This is a genomic window from Streptomyces sp. NPDC093568, assembly GCF_044764945.1.
Classification (GTDB): Bacteria; Actinomycetota; Actinomycetes; order Streptomycetales; family Streptomycetaceae; genus Streptomyces.
In genome coordinates, this window is sequence record NZ_JBIWJD010000006.1 from 12,068 (window position 1) to 31,090 (window position 19,023).

20 protein-coding genes are annotated in these 19,023 nt (G+C 70.3%); 7 read left to right on the top strand and 13 right to left on the bottom strand.

Features of this window, described 5'->3' with window-relative positions:
* Positions 1–79 precede the first annotated feature (79 nt).
* A complete protein-coding gene (locus tag ACIRD7_RS23745) occupies positions 80–844 on the top strand; it encodes a PIG-L deacetylase family protein (RefSeq protein ID WP_403456461.1) in 765 nt (254 codons plus the stop codon).
* 16 nt (positions 845–860) lie between these two features.
* Here ACIRD7_RS23745 and ACIRD7_RS23750 read toward each other — a convergent pair whose 3' ends face one another.
* Positions 861–1,208, bottom strand: a complete 348-nt coding sequence (locus tag ACIRD7_RS23750; RefSeq protein ID WP_403456463.1) for a DUF1330 domain-containing protein — start codon at positions 1,206–1,208, stop codon at positions 861–863.
* Positions 1,209–1,377: 169 nt separating this feature from the next.
* Here ACIRD7_RS23750 and ACIRD7_RS23755 point away from each other — a divergent pair, with 169 nt between their 5' ends.
* The 3 genes from ACIRD7_RS23755 (at position 1,378) to ACIRD7_RS23765 (ending at position 4,112) form a co-directional block, all read left to right on the top strand.
* Positions 1,378–2,160 (top strand): trypsin-like serine peptidase, encoded by a 783-nt coding sequence (locus tag ACIRD7_RS23755; protein ID WP_403456465.1) that lies wholly within the window; start codon positions 1,378–1,380, stop codon positions 2,158–2,160.
* 36 nt (positions 2,161–2,196) lie between these two features.
* Complete coding sequence (locus ACIRD7_RS23760; RefSeq protein WP_403456468.1) at positions 2,197–3,204, top strand: NlpC/P60 family protein; 1,008 nt, start codon at positions 2,197–2,199, stop codon at positions 3,202–3,204.
* 197 nt (positions 3,205–3,401) lie between these two features.
* Complete coding sequence (locus tag ACIRD7_RS23765) at positions 3,402–4,112, top strand: phosphatase PAP2 family protein (RefSeq protein ID WP_403456470.1); 711 nt, start codon at positions 3,402–3,404, stop codon at positions 4,110–4,112.
* Positions 4,113–4,153: 41 nt separating this feature from the next.
* Here ACIRD7_RS23765 and ACIRD7_RS23770 read toward each other — a convergent pair whose 3' ends face one another.
* A complete protein-coding gene (locus ACIRD7_RS23770; RefSeq protein ID WP_403456473.1) occupies positions 4,154–5,710 on the bottom strand; it encodes an FAD-binding oxidoreductase in 1,557 nt (518 codons plus the stop codon).
* Between the two features lie 137 nt (positions 5,711–5,847).
* Between ACIRD7_RS23770 and ACIRD7_RS23775 the strand changes: the two genes are divergently transcribed.
* Positions 5,848–6,981 carry a hypothetical protein gene (locus tag ACIRD7_RS23775; RefSeq protein ID WP_403456475.1) on the top strand — a complete coding sequence of 378 codons (1,134 nt, stop codon included), beginning with the start codon at positions 5,848–5,850 and terminating at the stop codon, positions 6,979–6,981.
* A gap of 33 nt (positions 6,982–7,014) precedes the next feature.
* Here ACIRD7_RS23775 and ACIRD7_RS23780 read toward each other — a convergent pair whose 3' ends face one another.
* On the bottom strand, positions 7,015–8,013 hold the full coding sequence (locus ACIRD7_RS23780; protein ID WP_403456476.1) for an anion permease: 999 nt from the start codon (positions 8,011–8,013) through the stop codon (positions 7,015–7,017).
* A gap of 7 nt (positions 8,014–8,020) precedes the next feature.
* Positions 8,021–8,641, bottom strand: coding sequence for a DUF47 domain-containing protein (locus tag ACIRD7_RS23785; RefSeq protein ID WP_403456477.1), 621 nt, complete (start codon positions 8,639–8,641; stop codon positions 8,021–8,023).
* 242 nt (positions 8,642–8,883) lie between these two features.
* Here ACIRD7_RS23785 and ACIRD7_RS23790 point away from each other — a divergent pair, with 242 nt between their 5' ends.
* Positions 8,884–9,261 carry a metal-sensitive transcriptional regulator gene (locus ACIRD7_RS23790; RefSeq protein WP_403456479.1) on the top strand — a complete coding sequence of 126 codons (378 nt, stop codon included), beginning with the start codon at positions 8,884–8,886 and terminating at the stop codon, positions 9,259–9,261.
* A 13-nt stretch (positions 9,262–9,274) separates the two neighbouring features.
* On the opposite strand, the gene ACIRD7_RS23795 is transcribed toward ACIRD7_RS23790, so the two are convergent.
* Both ACIRD7_RS23795 and ACIRD7_RS23800 read right to left on the bottom strand, forming a co-directional pair.
* The gene (locus ACIRD7_RS23795) at positions 9,275–9,454 is read right to left on the bottom strand and encodes a hypothetical protein (protein WP_403456481.1); all 180 of its coding nucleotides are present in this window, start codon (positions 9,452–9,454) and stop codon (positions 9,275–9,277) included.
* A 119-nt stretch (positions 9,455–9,573) separates the two neighbouring features.
* Complete coding sequence (locus ACIRD7_RS23800; RefSeq protein WP_403456483.1) at positions 9,574–10,410, bottom strand: hypothetical protein; 837 nt, start codon at positions 10,408–10,410, stop codon at positions 9,574–9,576.
* A gap of 126 nt (positions 10,411–10,536) precedes the next feature.
* Between ACIRD7_RS23800 and ACIRD7_RS23805 the strand changes: the two genes are divergently transcribed.
* A complete protein-coding gene (locus ACIRD7_RS23805; RefSeq protein ID WP_403456485.1) occupies positions 10,537–10,716 on the top strand; it encodes a hypothetical protein in 180 nt (59 codons plus the stop codon).
* 89 nt (positions 10,717–10,805) lie between these two features.
* Here the strand turns inward: ACIRD7_RS23805 and pstB are convergent, their stop codons facing one another.
* From pstB to ACIRD7_RS23840, 7 genes are all read right to left on the bottom strand, one after another.
* Positions 10,806–11,582 (bottom strand): phosphate ABC transporter ATP-binding protein PstB, encoded by a 777-nt coding sequence (gene pstB, locus ACIRD7_RS23810; protein WP_403456487.1) that lies wholly within the window; start codon positions 11,580–11,582, stop codon positions 10,806–10,808.
* Positions 11,583–11,636: 54 nt separating this feature from the next.
* Positions 11,637–12,692, bottom strand: a complete 1,056-nt coding sequence (gene pstA / locus ACIRD7_RS23815; RefSeq protein WP_403456489.1) for a phosphate ABC transporter permease PstA — start codon at positions 12,690–12,692, stop codon at positions 11,637–11,639.
* A complete protein-coding gene (pstC, locus tag ACIRD7_RS23820) occupies positions 12,689–13,690 on the bottom strand; it encodes a phosphate ABC transporter permease subunit PstC (RefSeq protein ID WP_403456491.1) in 1,002 nt (333 codons plus the stop codon). The genes pstA and pstC overlap by 4 nt, the downstream gene beginning before the upstream one ends.
* 104 nt (positions 13,691–13,794) lie before the next feature.
* Complete coding sequence (gene pstS, locus ACIRD7_RS23825) at positions 13,795–14,919, bottom strand: phosphate ABC transporter substrate-binding protein PstS (RefSeq protein WP_403456493.1); 1,125 nt, start codon at positions 14,917–14,919, stop codon at positions 13,795–13,797.
* A 246-nt stretch (positions 14,920–15,165) separates the two neighbouring features.
* On the bottom strand, positions 15,166–15,588 hold the full coding sequence (locus ACIRD7_RS23830; protein ID WP_403456495.1) for an NUDIX hydrolase: 423 nt from the start codon (positions 15,586–15,588) through the stop codon (positions 15,166–15,168).
* Positions 15,589–15,653: 65 nt separating this feature from the next.
* Positions 15,654–16,805, bottom strand: a complete 1,152-nt coding sequence (locus tag ACIRD7_RS23835) for a CHAD domain-containing protein (protein ID WP_403456496.1) — start codon at positions 16,803–16,805, stop codon at positions 15,654–15,656.
* Complete coding sequence (locus ACIRD7_RS23840; protein WP_403456498.1) at positions 16,786–19,023, bottom strand: RNA degradosome polyphosphate kinase; 2,238 nt, start codon at positions 19,021–19,023, stop codon at positions 16,786–16,788. Before ACIRD7_RS23840 ends, ACIRD7_RS23835 begins: the two co-directional genes overlap by 20 nt.

Consider the following 19,023-nt stretch of genomic DNA (forward strand, 5'->3'; position numbering starts at 1 on the left):
CGTGACACAGTCTGTCGGGTGGGACGACCCGGTGCCTGAGTATCCGTACTCAGGAGGCCGCACGCGGAGGTGGCGATCGATGGAGACGGCGAAGCCCGGTCTGCTCGGGGTGTTCGCGCACCCCGACGACGAGTCCCTGTCCGCGGGCGGCGTTCTCGCCCGGCATGCCGCGGCGGGCGCGCCCACCGCCGTGGTGACGGCGACCTGGACCCCGGGGACACGGCGGGGCGCCGAACTCGCCGAGGCGCTGCGGATCCTGGGGGCCGGAGAACCGAGGATGCTGGGCTACGCCGACGACCGGGTGCCGCACTCCGCCCCGGGCCGCCCGCGCCTGCGGGACGCGCCGCTGGACGAGGCGGTGGGCCGGCTCGTCGCCCACATACGGCGGTTCCGGCCGCGGATCGTGATCACTCACGACGCCTACGGCGGCCTGACCGGCCACCCCGACCACGTGCACACCCACCGTCTGACCACGCTCGCCGTCCAGGCCGCCGGCCTCGAACGGCTCTACCCCGACGCCGACGCCCCCTGGCGGCCCGACGCCCTCTACCTCGCCACGCACCCCCACTCGGCCCTGCCCGCGCTGAGCGCACTGGCTCTCGCGGGCAAGGGCATGAACACGGTCCCCGACGAGCTGGTCTCCGCGACCGTCGACGTGCGCCCCTGGCTGGAGCGGAAGTGGGCCGCCGTACTCGCCCACCGCACCGAGGTGGAGCGGGGAGCCGCGCCCGGCCTCCTCGCCGGCTTCCCGGAGTCCGTGCGGGAAGGGATCCTCGGCACCGAGTGGTACATCAGGCAGGACACCGTCTCCGCGCAGTCCGGCCGGACGGAACTGACTCCCTGAGCGTTGGGCGCGGGCGCTACTCGGCGGGCAGCGCGTCCCGCAGGGCCTTCGCGGTGACCGCCGGGTCGTATCCGTCGGGCACGCCCTCGACCAGGATGATGTCGCCCTCGATGTGCCGGGTGCGCAGGGGCGCGATCTCCTGGTAGGCGGGCGAGTCCCACCAGGCCCGCGCCTGTGCGATGCCCGGGAAGCCGATCATCACCACGGCGCCGGGCCAGCTGCCCTCCTTCGTCTCGTGCGGCGTGGCATGCACGAGGAAGCGGCCGCCGTACGGCTCGAAGGTGGCGGTGATGCGCTCGATGTACTCCGCTATCTCCGGGTGCGGGGCGGCGTCGCGGAGGTGGGCGATGGCGTAGGCGGGCATGGTGTCCTCCCTGTCGGCGGGGATCGCTCCCTGTGCCGACGATCCTGGCAGGAGGGCTCACGGGAGGCGATGACCTGGCAGGTAATGCCCGCGCCGGGGGCCGCCGTTCGGCACGCGCACATGCCCGCCCTTGACACTCCTCTCACCTTCGTCGGCCACAGTGGCGCCGATGCCCCCGACACCACACACCTCACGCCTGCCCCTGTACGCCGCCGCCGTGCTGCTCGCCGTCCCCTCGGCCTCCGCCGCGGCCGCCGACGCCGGTGGGCCCTTCGGCATGACCGTCACCGCCGCGGCGACGGCGCGCAGCGCGCGGGTCGGTGCGCTGTTCGTGGCCGGCCGGCGCGAGCACCTGCGCGGTGGCCATTTCTGCACCGCGTCCGTCGTGCACAGCCCCCGGCACGACCTCGTCGTCACCGCCGCCCACTGCCTGAACGGCAAGAAGGAGACGCTCGTGTTCGTGCCCGGATACCGGGACGGCGTTGCGCCGTACGGGGTGTGGACGGTCGGGAGGTGGTTCGTGCCGGACGGTTGGGCCGAGGGGCGGGACGAGGACAGCGACGTGGCGTTCGGGGTGGTCGAGCGGCGGGGCGGCAAGGGGGTCGAGGACGCCGTCGGCGGGAACCGGTTCGCAGCGGACACGGCCGTGGGGGCGGCGACCCCCGTGACCGTCACGGCGTATCCCAACTCGCTGGATGCGCCGGTCAGTTGCACCGACAAGCCGCGCCCTCACCACCGTACGCAACAACGCGTCCACTGCCCCGGCTTCGGCGGCGGGACGAGCGGGAGCCCGTGGGTGAACGGGGACGGGCAGGTCGTGGGGGTGCTCGGCGGGGACGAGGACGGCGGGGCCACCGCCGATGTGTCCTACAGCGTGGTGTTCGGGGCCGAGGCGGCCGCGCTGTATCGCGCGAGTGCCGGTTGCGGGGAGTCCCGGCCGGGAAGCTCCTAGACTGGCGCGGGCGGACTCCCGGTGGGCGAGGGGCGGTTGACGGTGCGTAAGGCATGGATCGTGGCGGGTGCCGCCCTTGCGGTGGGGCTCAGCTTCGTGATGCTGCTCGTCGTCGGGGTCTACGTCGTCGCCGGGAACCTCGCCGGAGGGGTGGGCGGGGCGTCGAAGGCGCTGGCCAAGGGCGCGGTGCCGGCCGCCTACCGGGACATCGTGCAGAAGTGGGGCAACCTGTGCTCCGCCATCAACCCCGCGCTGCTCGCCGCCCAGCTGTACCAGGAGAGCGGCTTCAACCCGAAGGCGCAGAGCCCGGCGGCCGCGCAGGGCATCGCGCAGTTCATCCCGGGGACGTGGGCCACGCACGGGATCGACGGGGACGGCGACGGCGACCGTGACGTGTGGGATCCGAAGGACGCGATTCCGTCGGCCGCGTCGTACGACTGCAAGCTCGCCTCGTACGTGAAGGACGTGCCCGGCGACGCGACGAAGAACATGCTCGCGTCTTACAACGCGGGGGCGTACGCGGTCATCAAGTACGGGGGCGTGCCGCCGTACAAGGAGACCCAGAACTACGTGAAGATCATCACGACCCTGGAGGAGAGCTTCGCCGCGCCCGTCAGCCGGGTGGATCCCAGCAAGCAGGCCGCCGGGGCCATCTACTACGCGCAGAAGAAGCTGGGCACGCCCTACCTCTGGGGCGGTGAGGGTTCCGCCGCGGACGGCGGGCGGTTCGACTGCTCGGGGCTGACGCAGGCCGCGTACGAGAGCGTCGGGATAACGCTGCCGCGGGTGGCCAACGACCAGTGGAACGCCGGGCCGCATCCGGCCAGGGACGAACTGCTCCCGGGGGATCTCGTGTTCTTCTCGGACGACCTCGGCAACTCCCGGGCCATCCGGCATGTCGGGATTTATGTCGGTGGCGGGTACATGATCGACGCGCCGAGAACGGGTGCTGTGATCCGGTTCGACCCGATCGACACCCCTGACTACTTCGGGGCCACGCGAGTGACGGAGGATGGCGCGAAAGCGCTGCCCACCACGGTGTAGACGGAGCGTGAACCCACCCCCTGAGCTGCGGCGATGGGTCTCTCTTCGATAACGTCTGCGTGATCATTCAGTGGAGTGTGGAACGTATCAACAGGGGCCGTGCGTTCCTGGTGTCGTAGCCGGATCTACAACCACGGGGGTGGGCGGAACGGCGTACGCGAAACTGCGCCGAGAGACGATGAAGGGGCCGCGGCATCATGGCTGGACTCGCAGCATCCGGGTCGAACCCCGACGTCGAGCTGCTCTACGACATCAATGGCCTGGCCAAGGACGCACCGCGCTGGTTCGACCGGGTCATGGAGTACGTCGGTGAGTACGGGCTGCTGTTCGCCCTCGTCCTGCTCGTGGTGTGGTGCTGGTGGTCCGTGCGGCGGCGCGGTGAGGCGGATGCCGCCTCCTCGGTGGCCGCGCTGGTGTGGGCGCCGCTGGCCGCCGCCGTCGCGGTGCTGGTGAACGTGCCGATACGGGGGTTCGTCGAGCGGCCCCGGCCCTTCAACGACCACCAGGGGCTCGAAGTCCTGGTGACCGGCAAGACCGACTACTCCTTCGTGAGTGATCACGCGACCATCGCCATGGCCCTCGGGGTCGGGCTGTTCGTCGCCAACCGGAAGTTCGGGCTGCTCGGCATCGGGCTGGCGCTGCTCGAAGGCTTCTGCCGGGTGTACATGGGCGTGCACTACCCGACCGACGTCGTCGGCGGTTTCGCGCTCGGCACGGCGGTCGCGCTGCTGCTGTCGCCGCTGGCCATGGCGCTGCTGACGCCGCTGATGACCGCCGTCGAGCGCTCGTCCAGGGGCGGGTGGCTGATCAGGGCGCGGGGGCGGTCCGGGGCGGACGGGCAGGAGGCGCTCATCCCCGGCGCTCGGCAGGAGAGCGCGGGGACCGAGGAGCGGGACCTCGCGGCGTAGCCGCATGGCCGCTTCGCCGCTCGGCTAGGCCCGACGGGCTGTCACAGCGCCTGCGGGTAGCTGAAGAACCCCTCCGGGTCGTACTGCTTCTTCAGCCGGGTCAGGCGCGTCGCCGCATCCCCGTAGTACGCCTTGCGCCAGTCCCGCAGGGCCGGGTCCGCGTAGTTCTGGTACGCGGCGCCCGAGGCGTGGGGGCCCATCGCGTTGTGGGCCGACGTCAGCCAGGCCTGGGCCGCGGAGCCCGTCGTGCCCGCCCGCCAGGAGGCGAGGTACTGGGCCAGCATGCGCGAACGGCGGTGCACGAAGGCCGTCGCCGTGGGGGAGACGCGGTTGACGGCTCCGCCGAGGGCCGTGAAGGCGATGCTGCCGGAGCCGCCGCGGACCGACTGCATCTGCTTCAGCAGCGTCTGTATGCCGGCCGCCGAGAGCGAGCGGTCGAAGAAGTCCGACTTCGCCGCGTAGGTCTCGCGGCCGAGCGCGCCCTGGGTGGAGCGGCCGGGTGTCGAGCCGGGGAGGTGGCACTGCGCGTCCGTGGCGAACGACGAGCAGCCGGCGTACAGCTCCATCGACTCCTCGTAGGAACGGCGCTTGAGCGTGACGCTGCTCGCCGGGCCGGGGCCGCCGGGGCGGTCGGCGAGGCGGTCCACCGCGTTCTGGAGCTCGCCGTAGGTGCCGAGGGAGAACGCGGCGACGGAGATCGTCGGGGTGCCGCCCTCGCGGTTGGACAGGTGCAGGGACGACCAGATCTCGTCGGGCTGGCTCGGGCCCCACTCCTGCCAGGCCTTGATCAGCGCGGTCGCCTTCGACCAGGGCCAGGTCATGTACGCCGTCACGGCCTGGGGGGCGGCGTGGGTCTTGAACCGCAGTTCCGTCACGACGCCGAAGTTGCCGTTGCCGGCGCCGCGCAGGGCCCAGAAGAGGTCCTTGTTCGTGGTGGCGTTGGCGGTGAGCTGCTTGCCGTCGGCGGTGATGAGCGTGGCCTGCGTCAGGCTGTCGCAGGTCAGGCCGTAGGCGCGGGAGGTCACACCGTGGCCGCCGCCGAGGGTGAGGCCGGAGACGCCGACGGTGGGGCAGGAGCCGGCGGGGATGGTGGTGCCCTTGGCGGCCAGGGTGCGGTAGACGTCGATGAGCTTGGAACCGGCGCCGACGACGGCGGAGTTGCCGGTGGCTCGGATGCGGTTGAGCTTGGAGACGTCGATGATCAGGCGGTCGTTGCCGGAGGACCAGCCGCCGTAGGAGTGGCCGCCGTTGCGTATCGCGACCTTGAGGTGGTGGGCGCGGGCGTAGGCGAGAGTGGTGCGTATGTCGTCGGGGTGAGCGACGTAGGCGACGGCGGCGGGCTTCAGCGAGTCGAAGCGCGTGTTGTAGAGCTGGTGGGCGGTCTTCCAGTCGGCGTCGCCGGGACGGATGAGCCGCCCGTCGAGGTCCCGGGCGAGGGCGGCCCAGTTGGCGGGGGCGGCGAACGAGGCGGTACCGGTGCCCGCGACGGTCGCCTGCGTACGGGCGGTTGTGCCGCTGGTGCCACTGCCGTTGCAGCCGGTCGCCGCCAGGGCGGTGACCGCTGCCGCGGTACCGCCGATGAAGGTACGCCGTTCCATGTCGCCTCCTGGAGGGTTACGTGGAACGAGACGGGGTGGTGAGGGGTGGGGTTCCCTGGCGTGGCGGATGGTTTCGTCGAGGGTTGGTTCGGATGTGTACCGGGGCGGGGCACCGCGGTACTTCTACGCTGCCGGTCATGAGCAGATGGCTGAGGAGCGACCAGGTCCTGCTGGAACAGGCCGCCCAGTACCGGACCCTCGCCGGGCGCGGGGAACTGGCGGAGCTGGCTCGTGTTGTCGTGCGGGCCGCCTGTGCCAACGGGTCCATGACGGGTGTGGGGGGCGAGAACATGGAGTTGCTGCGGGCGCTGCCCGACGCGGACCGGTTGGAGCTCGTCGGGATCTGGGCCCGTTGGTATGCCCACGTGGAGGACGAGTGGACGGCCGAGGAGTTCCGGCGCGATGCGGGATATCTCCGTACCGAACTGCTCATGGTCGCCTCGGGAGTTGCCCGCGGGCTGGACGGGGACCTGTTGGCCGGCGAGCGTCAGGAACGGCTCTCACTGCTGAGGGACCAGTACCTCGTCTGGTCGACCCACCGGGTCTGGGAACTGGCCGATGCGGAGATCGCGGCCGGGCGGGTGCCCGACGGTGCCGTCCTCGCCGCTTTCCGGCGTACGAGTGCGGCGGTGAGCCTCCCGGGTCTCCGTCGCACGCACGCGGCGGCCAATGGCGCGGAGCCCGGTATGCGAGAACTGCTGGCCCGCTTCCCGGGGCCGGTGCTCAATCCCGGTGAGGCCTGGGCCGACGCGGCTCTCCAGGAGGCGACCGCTGGAGGCGAGCCGTGGCAGCGGCTGTTGGCGCATGCCGCCCCCGCCGGTGCCGACGCGCCCTCGGCGAAGTGGAGACGGACCGGGGAGGCTGTGTTGGACGCCGTCGGGCCTGAGGAGGTGCGACGGGCTGTGATGGGGTGGTTCGAGCTGGCCGAGCGTGCTCGCACCTTTCCGCTGGTCGGGCATCCACATCTCCCGTTCGACGTGAATGCCGCCTTCGACCCCTACAACTCCCACGTGCTGCGCGGACTCGCCTGGATGCTCGCCCTTCTGCCGCCGCTGCCGGACACGACCCATGCCCTGGCCGGCCTCGTCGAGACCGCCCTGGACCAGCGGTCCGGCGACACTCCCCGCTCACCGCAGGTGGCGAAGGCGGGCGTCGTCGCCCTGGCCCTGATCGGAGACCGGACGGCACGGGCGGAGCTGGACACCTTGAGACGGTGGGTCACGCACAGGGGGACGCTGCGGCGGATAGACGAAGCGCTCGCGGCGGTCTGATCCGCGCTGCCGTCATTTCCCCGGGGGGCTCAGCTACAGGAACGCCAGATGCACGATCCCGAACGCCCCCGCAGCCACCAGCGCGGCGGCCGGCATGGTGATGAACCAGCCCAGGACGATGTTCTTGGCCACGCCCCAGCGCACGGCGTTCACGCGCTTGGTCGCGCCGACGCCCATGATGGCGGAGGTGATGACGTGGGTCGTGGAGATGGGGGCCTTGAAGAGGAAGGCCGTGGTGAACATGATCGACGCGCCGGTCGTCTCCGCGGCGAAACCCTGGGGCGGGTCGAGTTCGATGATCTTGCGGCCGAGGGTACGCATGATGCGCCAGCCGCCCGCGTAGGTGCCGAGTGACAGCATCACGGCGCACGCGATCTTCACCCACACCGGGATCGGGTCGCCGTAGTCCTCGACGTCGGCGATGACCAGGGCCATGACGACGATGCCCATGGTCTTCTGGGCGTCCTGGAGGCCGTGGCCGAGGGCCATGCCGGCGGCCGAGACCGTCTGCGCTATACGGAAGCCGCGCTTGGCCTTGTGCGGGTTGGCCCGACGGAAGATCCACATGATCGCCGTCATCACCAGATAGCCCACGCACAGGCCCACGATCGGCGACACGAACATCGGGATGACGATCTTCTCGAGTACGCCGCTCCAGTACACCGTCGTCCCGCCGGCCAGCGCGGCTCCCACCATGCCGCCGAACAGGGCATGGGAGGAGGAGGACGGCAGGCCGAAGTACCACGTGATCAGGTTCCAGGTGATCGCGCCCACCAGCGCCGCGAAGAGGATCCCCATCCCCTTCGAGCCCTCCGGTGTCTGGATCAGGCCCTCGCTGACCGTCTTGGCCACGCCCGAACCGAGGAAGGCGCCGCCGAGGTTCATCACCGCGGCCATCAGCAGCGCGGCCCGCGGCGTCAGCGCCCGTGTCGAGACGGACGTGGCGATGGCGTTGGCCGAGTCGTGGAAGCCGTTGGTGTACGTGAAGAAGAGCGCGACCGCGATGGTCACGACCAGGGCGAAGGTGTCCATGAAGGGTTCAGGACTCCTTGACGGCGATGGTCTCCACCGTGTTCGCCACGTGCTCGAAGGCGTCCGCCGCTTCCTCGAGCACATCCACGATCTGCTTGAGCTTGAGGACCTCGATGGCGTCGTACTTGCCGTTGAAGAGGTGGGCGAGGAGCTTGCGATGTATCTGGTCGGCCTGGTTCTCGAGGCGGTTGACCTCGATCCAGTACTCGGTGAGGTTGTCCATCGTGCGCAGGTTCGGCATCGCCTCGGCCGTCAGGTCGGCCGCGCGCGCCAGCACCTCGATCTGCTGCTCGACGCCCTTGGGCAGTTCCTCGACGTTGTAGAGGACGACCAGGTCGACGGCCTCCTCCATGAAGTCCATGATGTCGTCGAGGGACGATGCGAGGGCGTAGATGTCCTCGCGGTCGAACGGCGTGATGAACGAGGAGTTCAACTGGTGAAAGATCGCGTGTGTGGCGTCGTCACCTGCGTGTTCCGCGGCCCGCATACGCTCTGCGATCTCGGCCCGGCCGGCGGTGTCCGCCCCGAGCAGTTCCATCAGGAGCTTCGAGCCCGTGACGATGTTGTCCGCGGATGCGGCGAACATGTCGTAGAAGCTCGTCTCCCGGGGGGTCAGACGAAATCGCACGTGGGGTCCTCAAGAAGCATCGGTTTCGGTCAGGCTGATGCTAAGTGCATCATCCGGCCACGGCTAATGGGCCGTCCTCCAGTGTCGCCCATCGTTCACCGTGGTCGGCACGGGGGCTGCCCAGTGGTCCAGTCCAGCGTGGTCGGCCGGTCGCGGCGTCGGCCACAGGGCCTATACCCAGCAAAGTTCGATACGATATACCCAGTAGGGGTATGTGTAGCGGTTTACGTCTGGAGGACGCGATGACGACCACCGATGCCGGGGCCGGAGCGCCCTCCGCCGCTGACCAGGGTGCGGAACCGGCCGCCACGGAGATCGTGACCGACCACGACCGGGGCATCCACGGCTACCACAAGCAGAAGGACGAGCACCTCAAACGACTGCGCCGGATCGAGGGCCAGATCCGGGGCCTGCAGCGCATGGTCGACGAGGACGTCTACTGCATCGACATACTCACGCAGGTGTCCGCCTCGACCAAGGCCCTGCAGTCCTTCGCCCTCCAGCTCCTGGAGGAACACCTGCGCCACTGCGTCGCGGACGCGGCCCTCAAGGGCGGTGCGGAGATCGACGCGAAGGTCGAGGAGGCCACGAAGGCGATCGGCCGGCTGCTGCGGACGTGAGGTCCGCCCTCACTCACCGGCCGGGGGTGGTTTCCCGCTCCTCGGCGACGCGCAGCACCTCGTCGATGTCTTCCAGACTGAGCCGTTCCTCACGGGCGGCCGAGGCCGCGATGATCAGCTCTCCGCACAGCTCGATCTCGGCGAGGGCCACGTGGTCCTGAACTGCCGTACCGCCGACCGGAGCCACGCGCATCACCTCTTCTCTGCCGTTACCGACTTCCTAGAGTAGGGAGCGGCCTACACACCGCGCATGGCACGGACGGGCTAGTTCTTGACGCCCGTCACCCACGTACGCAGCGGCTGCCGCGGCCCTCACTGCTCGGCGATCCGGCCGGCGTAGATGTCGTCGCCGTCGGGCAACCGCACGTCGGCGGGGGTGCCGAAGTCGTACAGCAGGGTCGTCGAGGCCACGGCGACCGCGTCCTGCTGCTGCCCGTTGACGAAGCTGAACCGGTGCCGGACCTTGCGGATCCGCCCCTCGTCGTCGAGGAAGACGTCGAACGGTACCTGATCCGTGGCGAACCCTTTCGCCGCCGCCGCCAACGCGTCCGCGTTCCCCTTGGAGGCCTTGCGTGCGGCGGCCCGCAGGTCAGCGGTGCCCCGGTAGTGCCGCACGGGCGTGCCGGCGATCTCCTCGTCGCCGACCAGCTTCACGGTGCGCGCCCCGCGCAGCACCTCGGCGGCGGCGTACGGATCGGTGGCGCCGCCGGTGACGAGGTTGCCGTCGGACAGCGACCGGGTGTCGACGCGCACCCACTTGTCGGTGGGCACCCCGGCACCGCGGTTCTTCATGAACAGCGCCCCGGGGGCGAGCAGCTCCATGATCGGCCGATGGGCGGTCGCGCCGGCCGGATCCTGCGGCAGCAGCACTTTCAGCCGGCCGAGCTGTTCGCGGAAGTTGTACACGCCCTCGCCCCGGATGGTGACCCGGGTGCCGCCGGTGGCCATCTCCATGGAGGTGGTGGCCTTGGAACTGCGGGCCCCGACGAGGGCGTCCGCGGCGCGGCGCACCACCTCGACCGCGCCCTCGCCCTGTGCGTCCTCGGCGGCGGCGCCGCGCTCGGCGCACCCGCTGCCGGCCAGGCAGACACACAAGACCCCAGCCGCGACGCCCGCCCCACGCCTCCGGTGCTGCTGCCGCTCCGTCATCGCCTGCCTACCCCCAGCCGGTACGTCCGTCACGGGCCCCCTGTCGTTTCGGTTAACGACGGGTAGGTGCCCTCGTCACGCACGCGGGAGTCGTAGGGCCTACTTGCCCTGGGTAACGTTGTCGGTGTGGCGCAGCAGGACGGACCGACCTCTCCTACGAAACAGGGCAGCTTCTCGGAGCACCGCACGACGACGGTGGAGAAGGGGCCCTTCTGCACAGCTCAGTGCGTCTGCGGCTGGCGCGGGCCGGCCAGACGGGCGCGCAGCCTGGCCAGGGCGGACGCGCTGGGGCATGTACAGGGCTGAACAGACAGGGGCCCGCCCCCCGGGAGCCGGGGGGCGGGCCCTTTATCTGCCTCGCGGTGGCACCGCCATGCAGCACCGCGAGGGGTCTGTCAGCCGAAGCGGCCGGAGATGTAGTCCTCGGTGGCCTGGACCGACGGGTTGGAGAAGATGCGCTCCGTGTCGTCGATCTCGATCAGCTTGCCGGGCTGGCCGACGGCCGCCAGGTTGAAGAAGGCCGTGCGGTCGGAGACGCGCGCCGCCTGCTGCATGTTGTGCGTCACGATGACGATCGTGAAGCGCTCCTTCAGCTCACCGATCAGGTCCTCGATCGCCAGCGTCGAGATCGGGTCGAGGGCCGAGCAGGGCTCGTCCATCAGCAGGACCTTCGGCTCGACCGCGATCGCGCGGGCGATGCACAGACGCTGCTGCTGACCGCCGGAGAGGCCGGAGCCCGGCTTGTTCAGGCGGTCCTTCACCTCGTTCCAGAGGTTGGCGCCCTTGAGGGACTTCTCGACGATGTCGTCCAGCTGGGACTTCTTGTACGAGCCGTTCAGCTTGAGGCCGGCCGCCACGTTCTCGTACACCGACATGGTCGGGAACGGGTTGGGGCGCTGGAAGACCATGCCGACCTCGCGCCGCACGGTGACCGGGTCGACGCCGGCGCCGTACAGGTTCTCGTCGTCGAGCATGACCTTGCCCTCGACCCGGCCGCCGGGGGTGACCTCGTGCATGCGGTTGAGGGTGCGCAGGAAGGTGGACTTGCCGCAGCCGGACGGGCCGATGAAGGCCGTCACGGAGCGGGGCTCGACGGTCATCGAGATGTCCTCGATGGCCCGGAACGAGCCGTAGTAGGCGTGCAGGCCGCTGACGTCAATTCGCTTGGCCATGGGTATCACTGCTTCTTTCGGATCCGAGTCGCTGACTGTTCACACTTGGCCGCGTCAGCGACCGGTCTTCGGGGCCTTCCAGCGGGCCAGGGCCCGGGCCGCCAGGTTCAGGATCATCACGAAGATGATCAGCGTGAGGGCCGCGGCCCAGGCGCGGTCGATGCCCGCGTCCGAACCGGCGCTCAGCGAGTACTGCTGGTAGATGTACAGCGGCAGCGACGCCTGCGGACCCTCGAAGGGGTTGTTGTTGATGAACGGGTTGCCGAACACCACCAGCAGCACGGGCGCGGTCTCACCGGCGATACGGGCCACGGCCAGCATGATGCCGGTGGTGATACCGCCGATCGCGGTCGGCAGGACCACCTTCAGGATCGTGCGCCACTTCGGGATGCCGAGGGCCAGGGACGCCTCACGCAGCTCGTTCGGGACGAGCTTGAGCATCTCCTCGGTGGAGCGGACCACGATCGGCAGCATCAGGATCGTCAGCGCGAGCGCGCCGGCGAAGCCGGAGAACTCGATGTCGAAGGCGAGCAGGATGCTGAGGATGAACAGACCGGCGACGATCGACGGGATACCGGTCATCACGTCGACGAAGAAGGTGACGGCACGGGCGAGCGCACCGCGCCCGTACTCCACCAGGTAGATCGCGGTGAGCACACCGATCGGCGCGGCGATCAGGGTGGCGATGCCGACCTGCTCCAGGGTGCCGATGATGGCGGCGTAGACACCGCCGCCCGGCTCGGAGTTGCCGACGACGCCCATCGAGTGGCTCAGGAAGTATCCGTCGAGGACCTTGATGCCGCGCACGATGGTCGTCCAGATCAGCGACGCCAGCGGCACCACGGCGAGCAGGAAGGCGACCCAGACCAGCGAGGTCGCGATGCGGTCCTTGGCCTGGCGGCTGTTCTCGACGCGCGCCGAGATGACGTACGTACCGGCGATGTAGAGGATCGCGGCGATCAGGCCCCACTGGATCTTGCTCTCGATCCCGGTGGCCAGGCTGAGGCCGATGGAGAGGGCGAGCGAACCCGCGGCGATCGCGAGCGGGGACCACTTCGGCAGTCGGCCGCCCTGCAGGGAGTTCGGGCGCTTGGCGGTTGCGGTGCTCATGCGTTGGCCCCCGAGTACTCCTTGCGGCGGGCGATGATCATGCGTGCCGCGCCGTTGACCAGCAGGGTGATGACGAACAGGACCAGACCGGAGGCGATCAGCGCGTCACGGCCGAACTCGTCCGCCTCGGGGAACTTGGCGGCGATGTTCTGGGCGAAGGTGCCGCCTCCGCCGTTCAGCAGGCTGAGGTGGATCAGGAAGTCCGGGGAGAGGACGGTGGCGACGGCCATCGTCTCGCCGAGCGCGCGGCCGAGGCCGAGCATCGAGGCGGAGATCACGCCGGAGCGGCCGAAGGGCAGCACCGACATGCGGATGACCTCCCAGCGCGTGGCGCCGAGAGCCAGGGCCGCCTCCTCGTGCATCCGCGGAACCTGGTTGAAGACTTCGCGGCTGACGTTCGTGATGATCGGCAGGATCATGATCGCGAGCAGGATGCCGACGGTGAGCATCGAGCGCGCGGGACCCTCGTCCCAGGAGAAGATGCCGGTCCAGCTGAAGTAGTCGTTCAGCCAGCCGAACAGGCCGTTCATGTGCGGTACGAGGATCAGGGCGCCCCAGAGGCCGTACACGATGGACGGCACGGCGGCGAGCAGGTCGATCACGTACGCGACCGGGCCGGCCAGCCTGCGCGGGGCGTAGTGGGTGATGAAGAGCGCGATGGCGACGGCGATCGGGACGGCGATGGCCATGGCGATGATCGAGGAGATGATCGTGCCGTAGGCCAGCACCGCGATACCGAAGACCGGCGGCTTCGTTCCGGTGTTCCACTCGAAGGTCGTGAGGAAGTTGCCCTCGTCCTCGCTGATGGCGAGGACGGCCCGCCAGGTGAGGAAGGCCGCGATGGCGGCCATGACGACCAGCAGGAAGATGCCCGACCCACGGGCGAGACCGAGGAAGACCCGGTCTCCGGGGCGGGTGGCGCCGCGGGCGGCGCGCTTGCGCTCGCCCTCGGTCGGCTGGGGCGTGGGGGGAGGTGCGTCTTGGGTAGTTATGTCCATCGGGTTCTCCGGTCTGCGGAGCCGTACGCGACGTACGGATCCATGGCGGCGGTGCACCGGACGGTGCGGCCCGGTCCTCGGTGGGACCGGGCCGCACACTCAGATCAGCTCAGGCCCGCGACGGTGGTGCGGACCTTGGAGATGATGTCGGCGGGGATCGGGGCGTAGCCGTTCTCGGCGAGAATGCCCTGCCCGTCCTCGCTGGCGATGTAGGTCAGGAACGCCTTGACGGTCGGCAGCGTCTCGGGCTTGTTGCCCTTGTCGCAGACGATCTCGTACGTGACCAGGGTGATCGGGTAGGCGCCTTCGGCCTTGGTCGTGTAGTTGATCTGGAGCGCGAGGTCCTTGCCGGTGCCGACGACCTTGGCGTCCGCGATGGCGGCGGTGGCGCTGTCGGAGGAGGGCTTGACCGGCTGGGCCGCGCCCGTGGCGATGGCGACGCTCGTCAGGTCCTTGGCGTAGGACTCCTCCATGTAGCTGATGGCGCCGGCGGTCTGCTTGACCGCCTGGGCCACACCGGAGGAGCCGGACGCGGCCTGGCCACCCGGAGCGGTCCACGCCTTGCCGCCCTCGAACTTCCAGTTGTCCGGGGTGGCGGCCGTCAGGTACTTGGTGAAGTTGTCCGTGGTGCCGGACTCGTCCGAGCGGTGGAACGCCTGGATCTTGGTGCTGGGCAGCGTCGCGTCGGGGTTCAGCTTCTTGATCGCGGCGTCGTCCCAGGTCTTGATCTTGCCGCTGAAGATCTTGGCGATCGTCGGCGCGTCCAGGACGAGGTTGTCGACACCCGGGACGTTGTAGGCGAGGGCGATGGCGCCGCCGACCATCGGCAGGTCGATGCCCTGACCGCCGGTGCAGGTCTTCTTGGACTCGGTGATCTCCTCGGGCTTCAGCGCGGAGTCCGAGCCGGCGAAGGCGACCGTGCCCTGGTTGAACGCGGTGACACCGGCGCCGGAGCCGCCGCCCTTGTAGTTGATCTGGACGCCGGAGCAGGCGGCCGAGAACTGCTTCACCCAGGCGTCGATGGCGTTCTTCTGCGCGGACGAGCCGTCGGCCAGGAGCTGGCCCTTGGCGTCATCGCACTTGATCGAGCCGGCGGAAGCGGGGGCGGAGCTGTCCCCGCCGTTGCTCGAGCCGGTGTCGTCGGAGCCGCACGCCGTGAGGGCCAGGGCGCCGGAGACGGCGAGAGCGCCGAGAGCGAGGACGCGCCGGTTCTTGCGCTGAAGCTTCACTTGAGGGAGTTCCTTCCAGGAGCCGCCGTCCTGAAATTCGGCGGCGTGCGAAGAATGGGCGATGCGGACGCGTCCCCCGGGACTGGGTCCGTCATCTTGCAGGGCCGAAATTAGGCAGATCAGATGAAGGCGCCGAAGGGCGTAAATGAACGGCGGGTGAACCCCTGCCGTCGGTGCGGTGAGGTAACGGAACGCTTACGTTGGGGACACGGGTGTATTCCGAGACTTTGTCGGGGTTGATTCGGACTATGCCAGCCGCAGCGATTCCAGCAGCGCGTCCACGAGCAGGCGATCCCTCGGTTGGGTCAGACGCCCGCGAGCGGCCGTCGGGGACAGCCACAGCACACGGTCCACCTCGTCGTTCGGGACGAACGTGCCGGCGCCCGCCTCCGCGGCCCAGTAGCGGACCTCCTTGGGGCGGCCGTTGGCCGGATAGCGCATGGTGGGCAGCTCGGCGCCCGGCTCGGCGGAGTGTCCCGTCTCCTCCGACACCTCCCGCAGAGCGCCGGCGAGGGGGTCCTCGCCGCGCTTGAGCTTGCCCTTGGGGTGTGACCAGTCGTCGTACTTCGGTCGGTGCACGAGGCATATCTCCAGCTCACCGTCTACCGGCGAACGGCGCCACAGGACGCAGCCGGCCGCATGGACGGTGAGGTCCTTCGGATGCGTCACCGGGTGTGTGCCTCCTTCAAGGACTGCCTGCGGTTCAGGGGTACCCAGGGCGTGCCCCGGATGCGCTAGGGCGTGCCCACCGTCTGCATCTGCCACGACTGCTGGAACGCGAACCGGGCCGCCTCCACCTCGTGCCGCTGGTCGGCGTGCAGCACCCCGAGGGCGTACGCCGTCGCCGGGGCGATCCGCGGGGTGCGGGCCGCCTGGGCCGCGGCTGCCGCCGCCTCGGAGGCGTCCCGGTGCCGGTTGAGGGACTGGCCGGCACCGAGCAGTCGTACGTCGACCGGGCAGTTCTCGCCGTGCAGGACCTCACGGCCGTAGCGGTGCAGGCGCAGCAGCAGGCGGACCTGGTGCCAGGGCGCGTCCTGCGGATGCGGGGCCGGGTCCGGGGACAGCCCGTGGATCAGGGCTTCCGCGTTGTACGGGCTGCCCGCGGTCACCAGCGGCAGCGCCGCCACCGCGTCGGTGAGCCGCTCCTCGGCCGCCGCCGCGAGGGGGCGCAGGTCGGCGGTGGCCGCCGCCGGGGTCAGCGGGACCTCGCTGGCCAGTAAGGCGATGCTGTCGGCGACGGCGTGGAAGCGGGAGGAGCCGAGGGCCTGCAGGGCGCTGGAATGGGCGCGCGTCCGGGCCAGGGTCAGCTGGCGTTCGAGCAGGGCGCCCGCCTTCGCCGCTCCCACGGTCAGGTTGCCGCGCTCCGGGGCGGCCGCCGGGTGGCTCGGGGGACCGGAGTCGGCCGGTGCCCCTTTGATCGCGGCGGTCCGCCCGCCCGGAGCCGCGTCGGATCCGGGCACGCCGAGCACACCCGCCTGCGCGGGCAGCGCCGTCGCGCCCGACAACCGGTGCAGCGCCAGCAACAGCCGCTCCAGGCGGGCCGCGTAGGCGTGCTCCATCGCCAGCGTGCCGGAGAGCCAGGCCAGCTCGGGGCGCATCGCCTCCGACCAGTCGGCGTCCAGCAGCGGGCGGAACGTGTGCAGGCTGGCGCTGATGCGCCGGGCGGAGCGGCGCAGCGCCCGCGCCGCGTCGACGGCCTCCTCCGAGCCGTTGTCCCCCACCCGCGCCCGCGTGCGGGCGGGGCCGCCCGCGTCGCCGCCGGTCTCCCGGTGCTGGCGCAGGGCGCGCAGGAACTCCGTGGCCTGGGCGCGCAGGTAGCCCGCGAGGGCGTCCCCGGACACAGGCCCGGCCGTGGGGTCCGTCGGATCAAGGTGTTGCTGTGCCACGCCGGCGCCTCCGGGCGTCTATGAGCATCTCCTGGACGTTGCGCAGGGGCTGGCCCTCCGCGTCCGTCGCGTGCCGGGTCCACTCGCCGTCCGGGCCCAGGTGCCAGGAGGCGGTGGTGTCCGACATACCGGTCTCCAGCAGCCGGTTCAGCGCGGCGCGGTGGGCCGGGTCGGTGACCCTGACCAGGGCCTCGATACGGCGGTCGAGGTTGCGGTGCATCATGTCGGCGCTGCCGATCCACACCTCGGGCTCGCCGCCGTTGCCGAAGGCGAAGACCCGGGAGTGCTCGAGGAAGCGGCCGAGGACCGAGCGGACGCGGATGTTGTCCGACAGTCCGGTCACGCCCGGACGGACCGCGCAGATGCCGCGGACCCAGATGTCGACCGGCACGCCCGCCTGGGACGCGCCGTAGCAGGCGTCGATGATCGCCTCGTCGACGATGGAGTTGACCTTGATGCGGATGTAGGCGGGACGTCCGGCACGGTGGTGCTGGACCTCCTTGTTGATCCGCGCGATCAGCCCGTCGCGCAGGGACTTCGGGGCGACCAGCAGCCGCCGGTAGGTCTCCCGGCGCGAGTAGCCGGACAGGCGGTTGAACAGGTCGGACAGGTCCGCGCCGACCTGCGGGTCGGCCGTCAGCAGACCCAGGTCCTCGTAGAGCCGCGCCGTCTTCGGGTGGTAGTTGCCGGTGCCGACGTGGCTGTAGCGCCGCAGCGTCTCGCCCTCCTGGCGGACCACCAGCGACAGCTTGCAGTGGGTCTTCAGACCGACGAGGCCGTAGACCACGTGGCAGCCGGCCTCCTCCAGCTTGCGCGCCCACTTGATGTTGGCGTGCTCGTCGAAGCGGGCCTTGATCTCCACCAGCACCAGGACCTGCTTGCCGGCCTCGGCTGCGTCGATGAGCGCGTTGACGATCGGGGAGTCACCGGAGGTGCGGTACAGCGTCTGCTTGATCGCGAGGACGTCCGGATCGTCGGCGGCCTGCTCCAGGAAGGCCTGCACGGACGTGGAGAACGAGTCGTACGGGTGGTGCAGCAGCACGTCCCGGTTGCGCAGCGCGGCGAAGATGTCCGGCGCGGACGCCGACTCGACCTCGGCGAGATCGCGATGGGTGCCCGCGACGAACTTCGGGTACTTCAGCTCGGGCCGGTCGATGGAGGCGATGCGGAAGAGGCCGGTGAGGTCCAGGGGGCCGGTCAGCGGGTAGACCTCGGCCTCGCTGATCTTCAGCTCGCGCACCAGCAGGTCCAGGACCTCCTGGTTGATGTTCTCCTCGACCTCCAGGCGCACCGGCGGCCCGAAGCGGCGCCGCATGAGCTCCTTCTCCAGGGCCTGCAGGAGGTTCTCCGCGTCGTCCTCCTCGACCTCCAGGTCCTCGTTGCGGGTGACCCGGAAGGCGTGGTGCTCCAGCACCTCCATGCCCGGGAACAGCTCCTCCAGGTGCGCGGCGATCACGTCCTCGATCGGGACGAATCGGCCGGGGGAGGACTCCAGGAAGCGGGAGAGCAGCGGCGGCACCTTCACCCGGGCGAAGTGCGGGGTGCCGGTGACGGGGTTCCGTACGCGCACGGCCAGGTTCAGGGAGAGGCCGGAGATGTACGGGAACGGGTGCGCCGGGTCGACCGCCAGCGGGGTCAGCACCGGGAAGATCTGGTGCCGGAAGAGCGTGAAGAGGCGGGCCTGCTCCTTCTCCGTCAGCTCGTTCCAGCGGACGAGGTGGATGCCCTCCTCCGCGAGCGCGGGGGCGACGTCCTCGTGGTAGCACGCGGCGTGCCGGGCCATCAGCTCACGGGAGCGCGCCCAGATCATCTCCAGGACCTCGCGGGGCTGCAGGCCCGACGCGGACCGGGTGGCGACACCGGTGGCGATACGGCGCTTCAGTCCGGCCACGCGGACCATGAAGAACTCGTCCAGGTTGCTGGCGAAGATGGCCAGGAAGTTGGCCCGCTCCAGGAGCGGGGTGTTCGGGTCCTCGGCGAGTTCGAGGACGCGCTCGTTGAACGCGAGCCAGCTGCGCTCCCGGTCCAGGAACCGGCCCTGGGGCAGCTGGACACCCTCGACCGGCGTGACCTCGTACGCGTCGAGGTCGGCGTCGATGTCGGGTTCCAGATCGGAGACGACCGCCGAGGTGACCGTGTGCGGGCGGTGCGCCGCTATGGAGCCCACGGAGGGCTGCGCGTGCTGGACCTGGGTCTGGGCGTTGGTGGACTGGCTCAT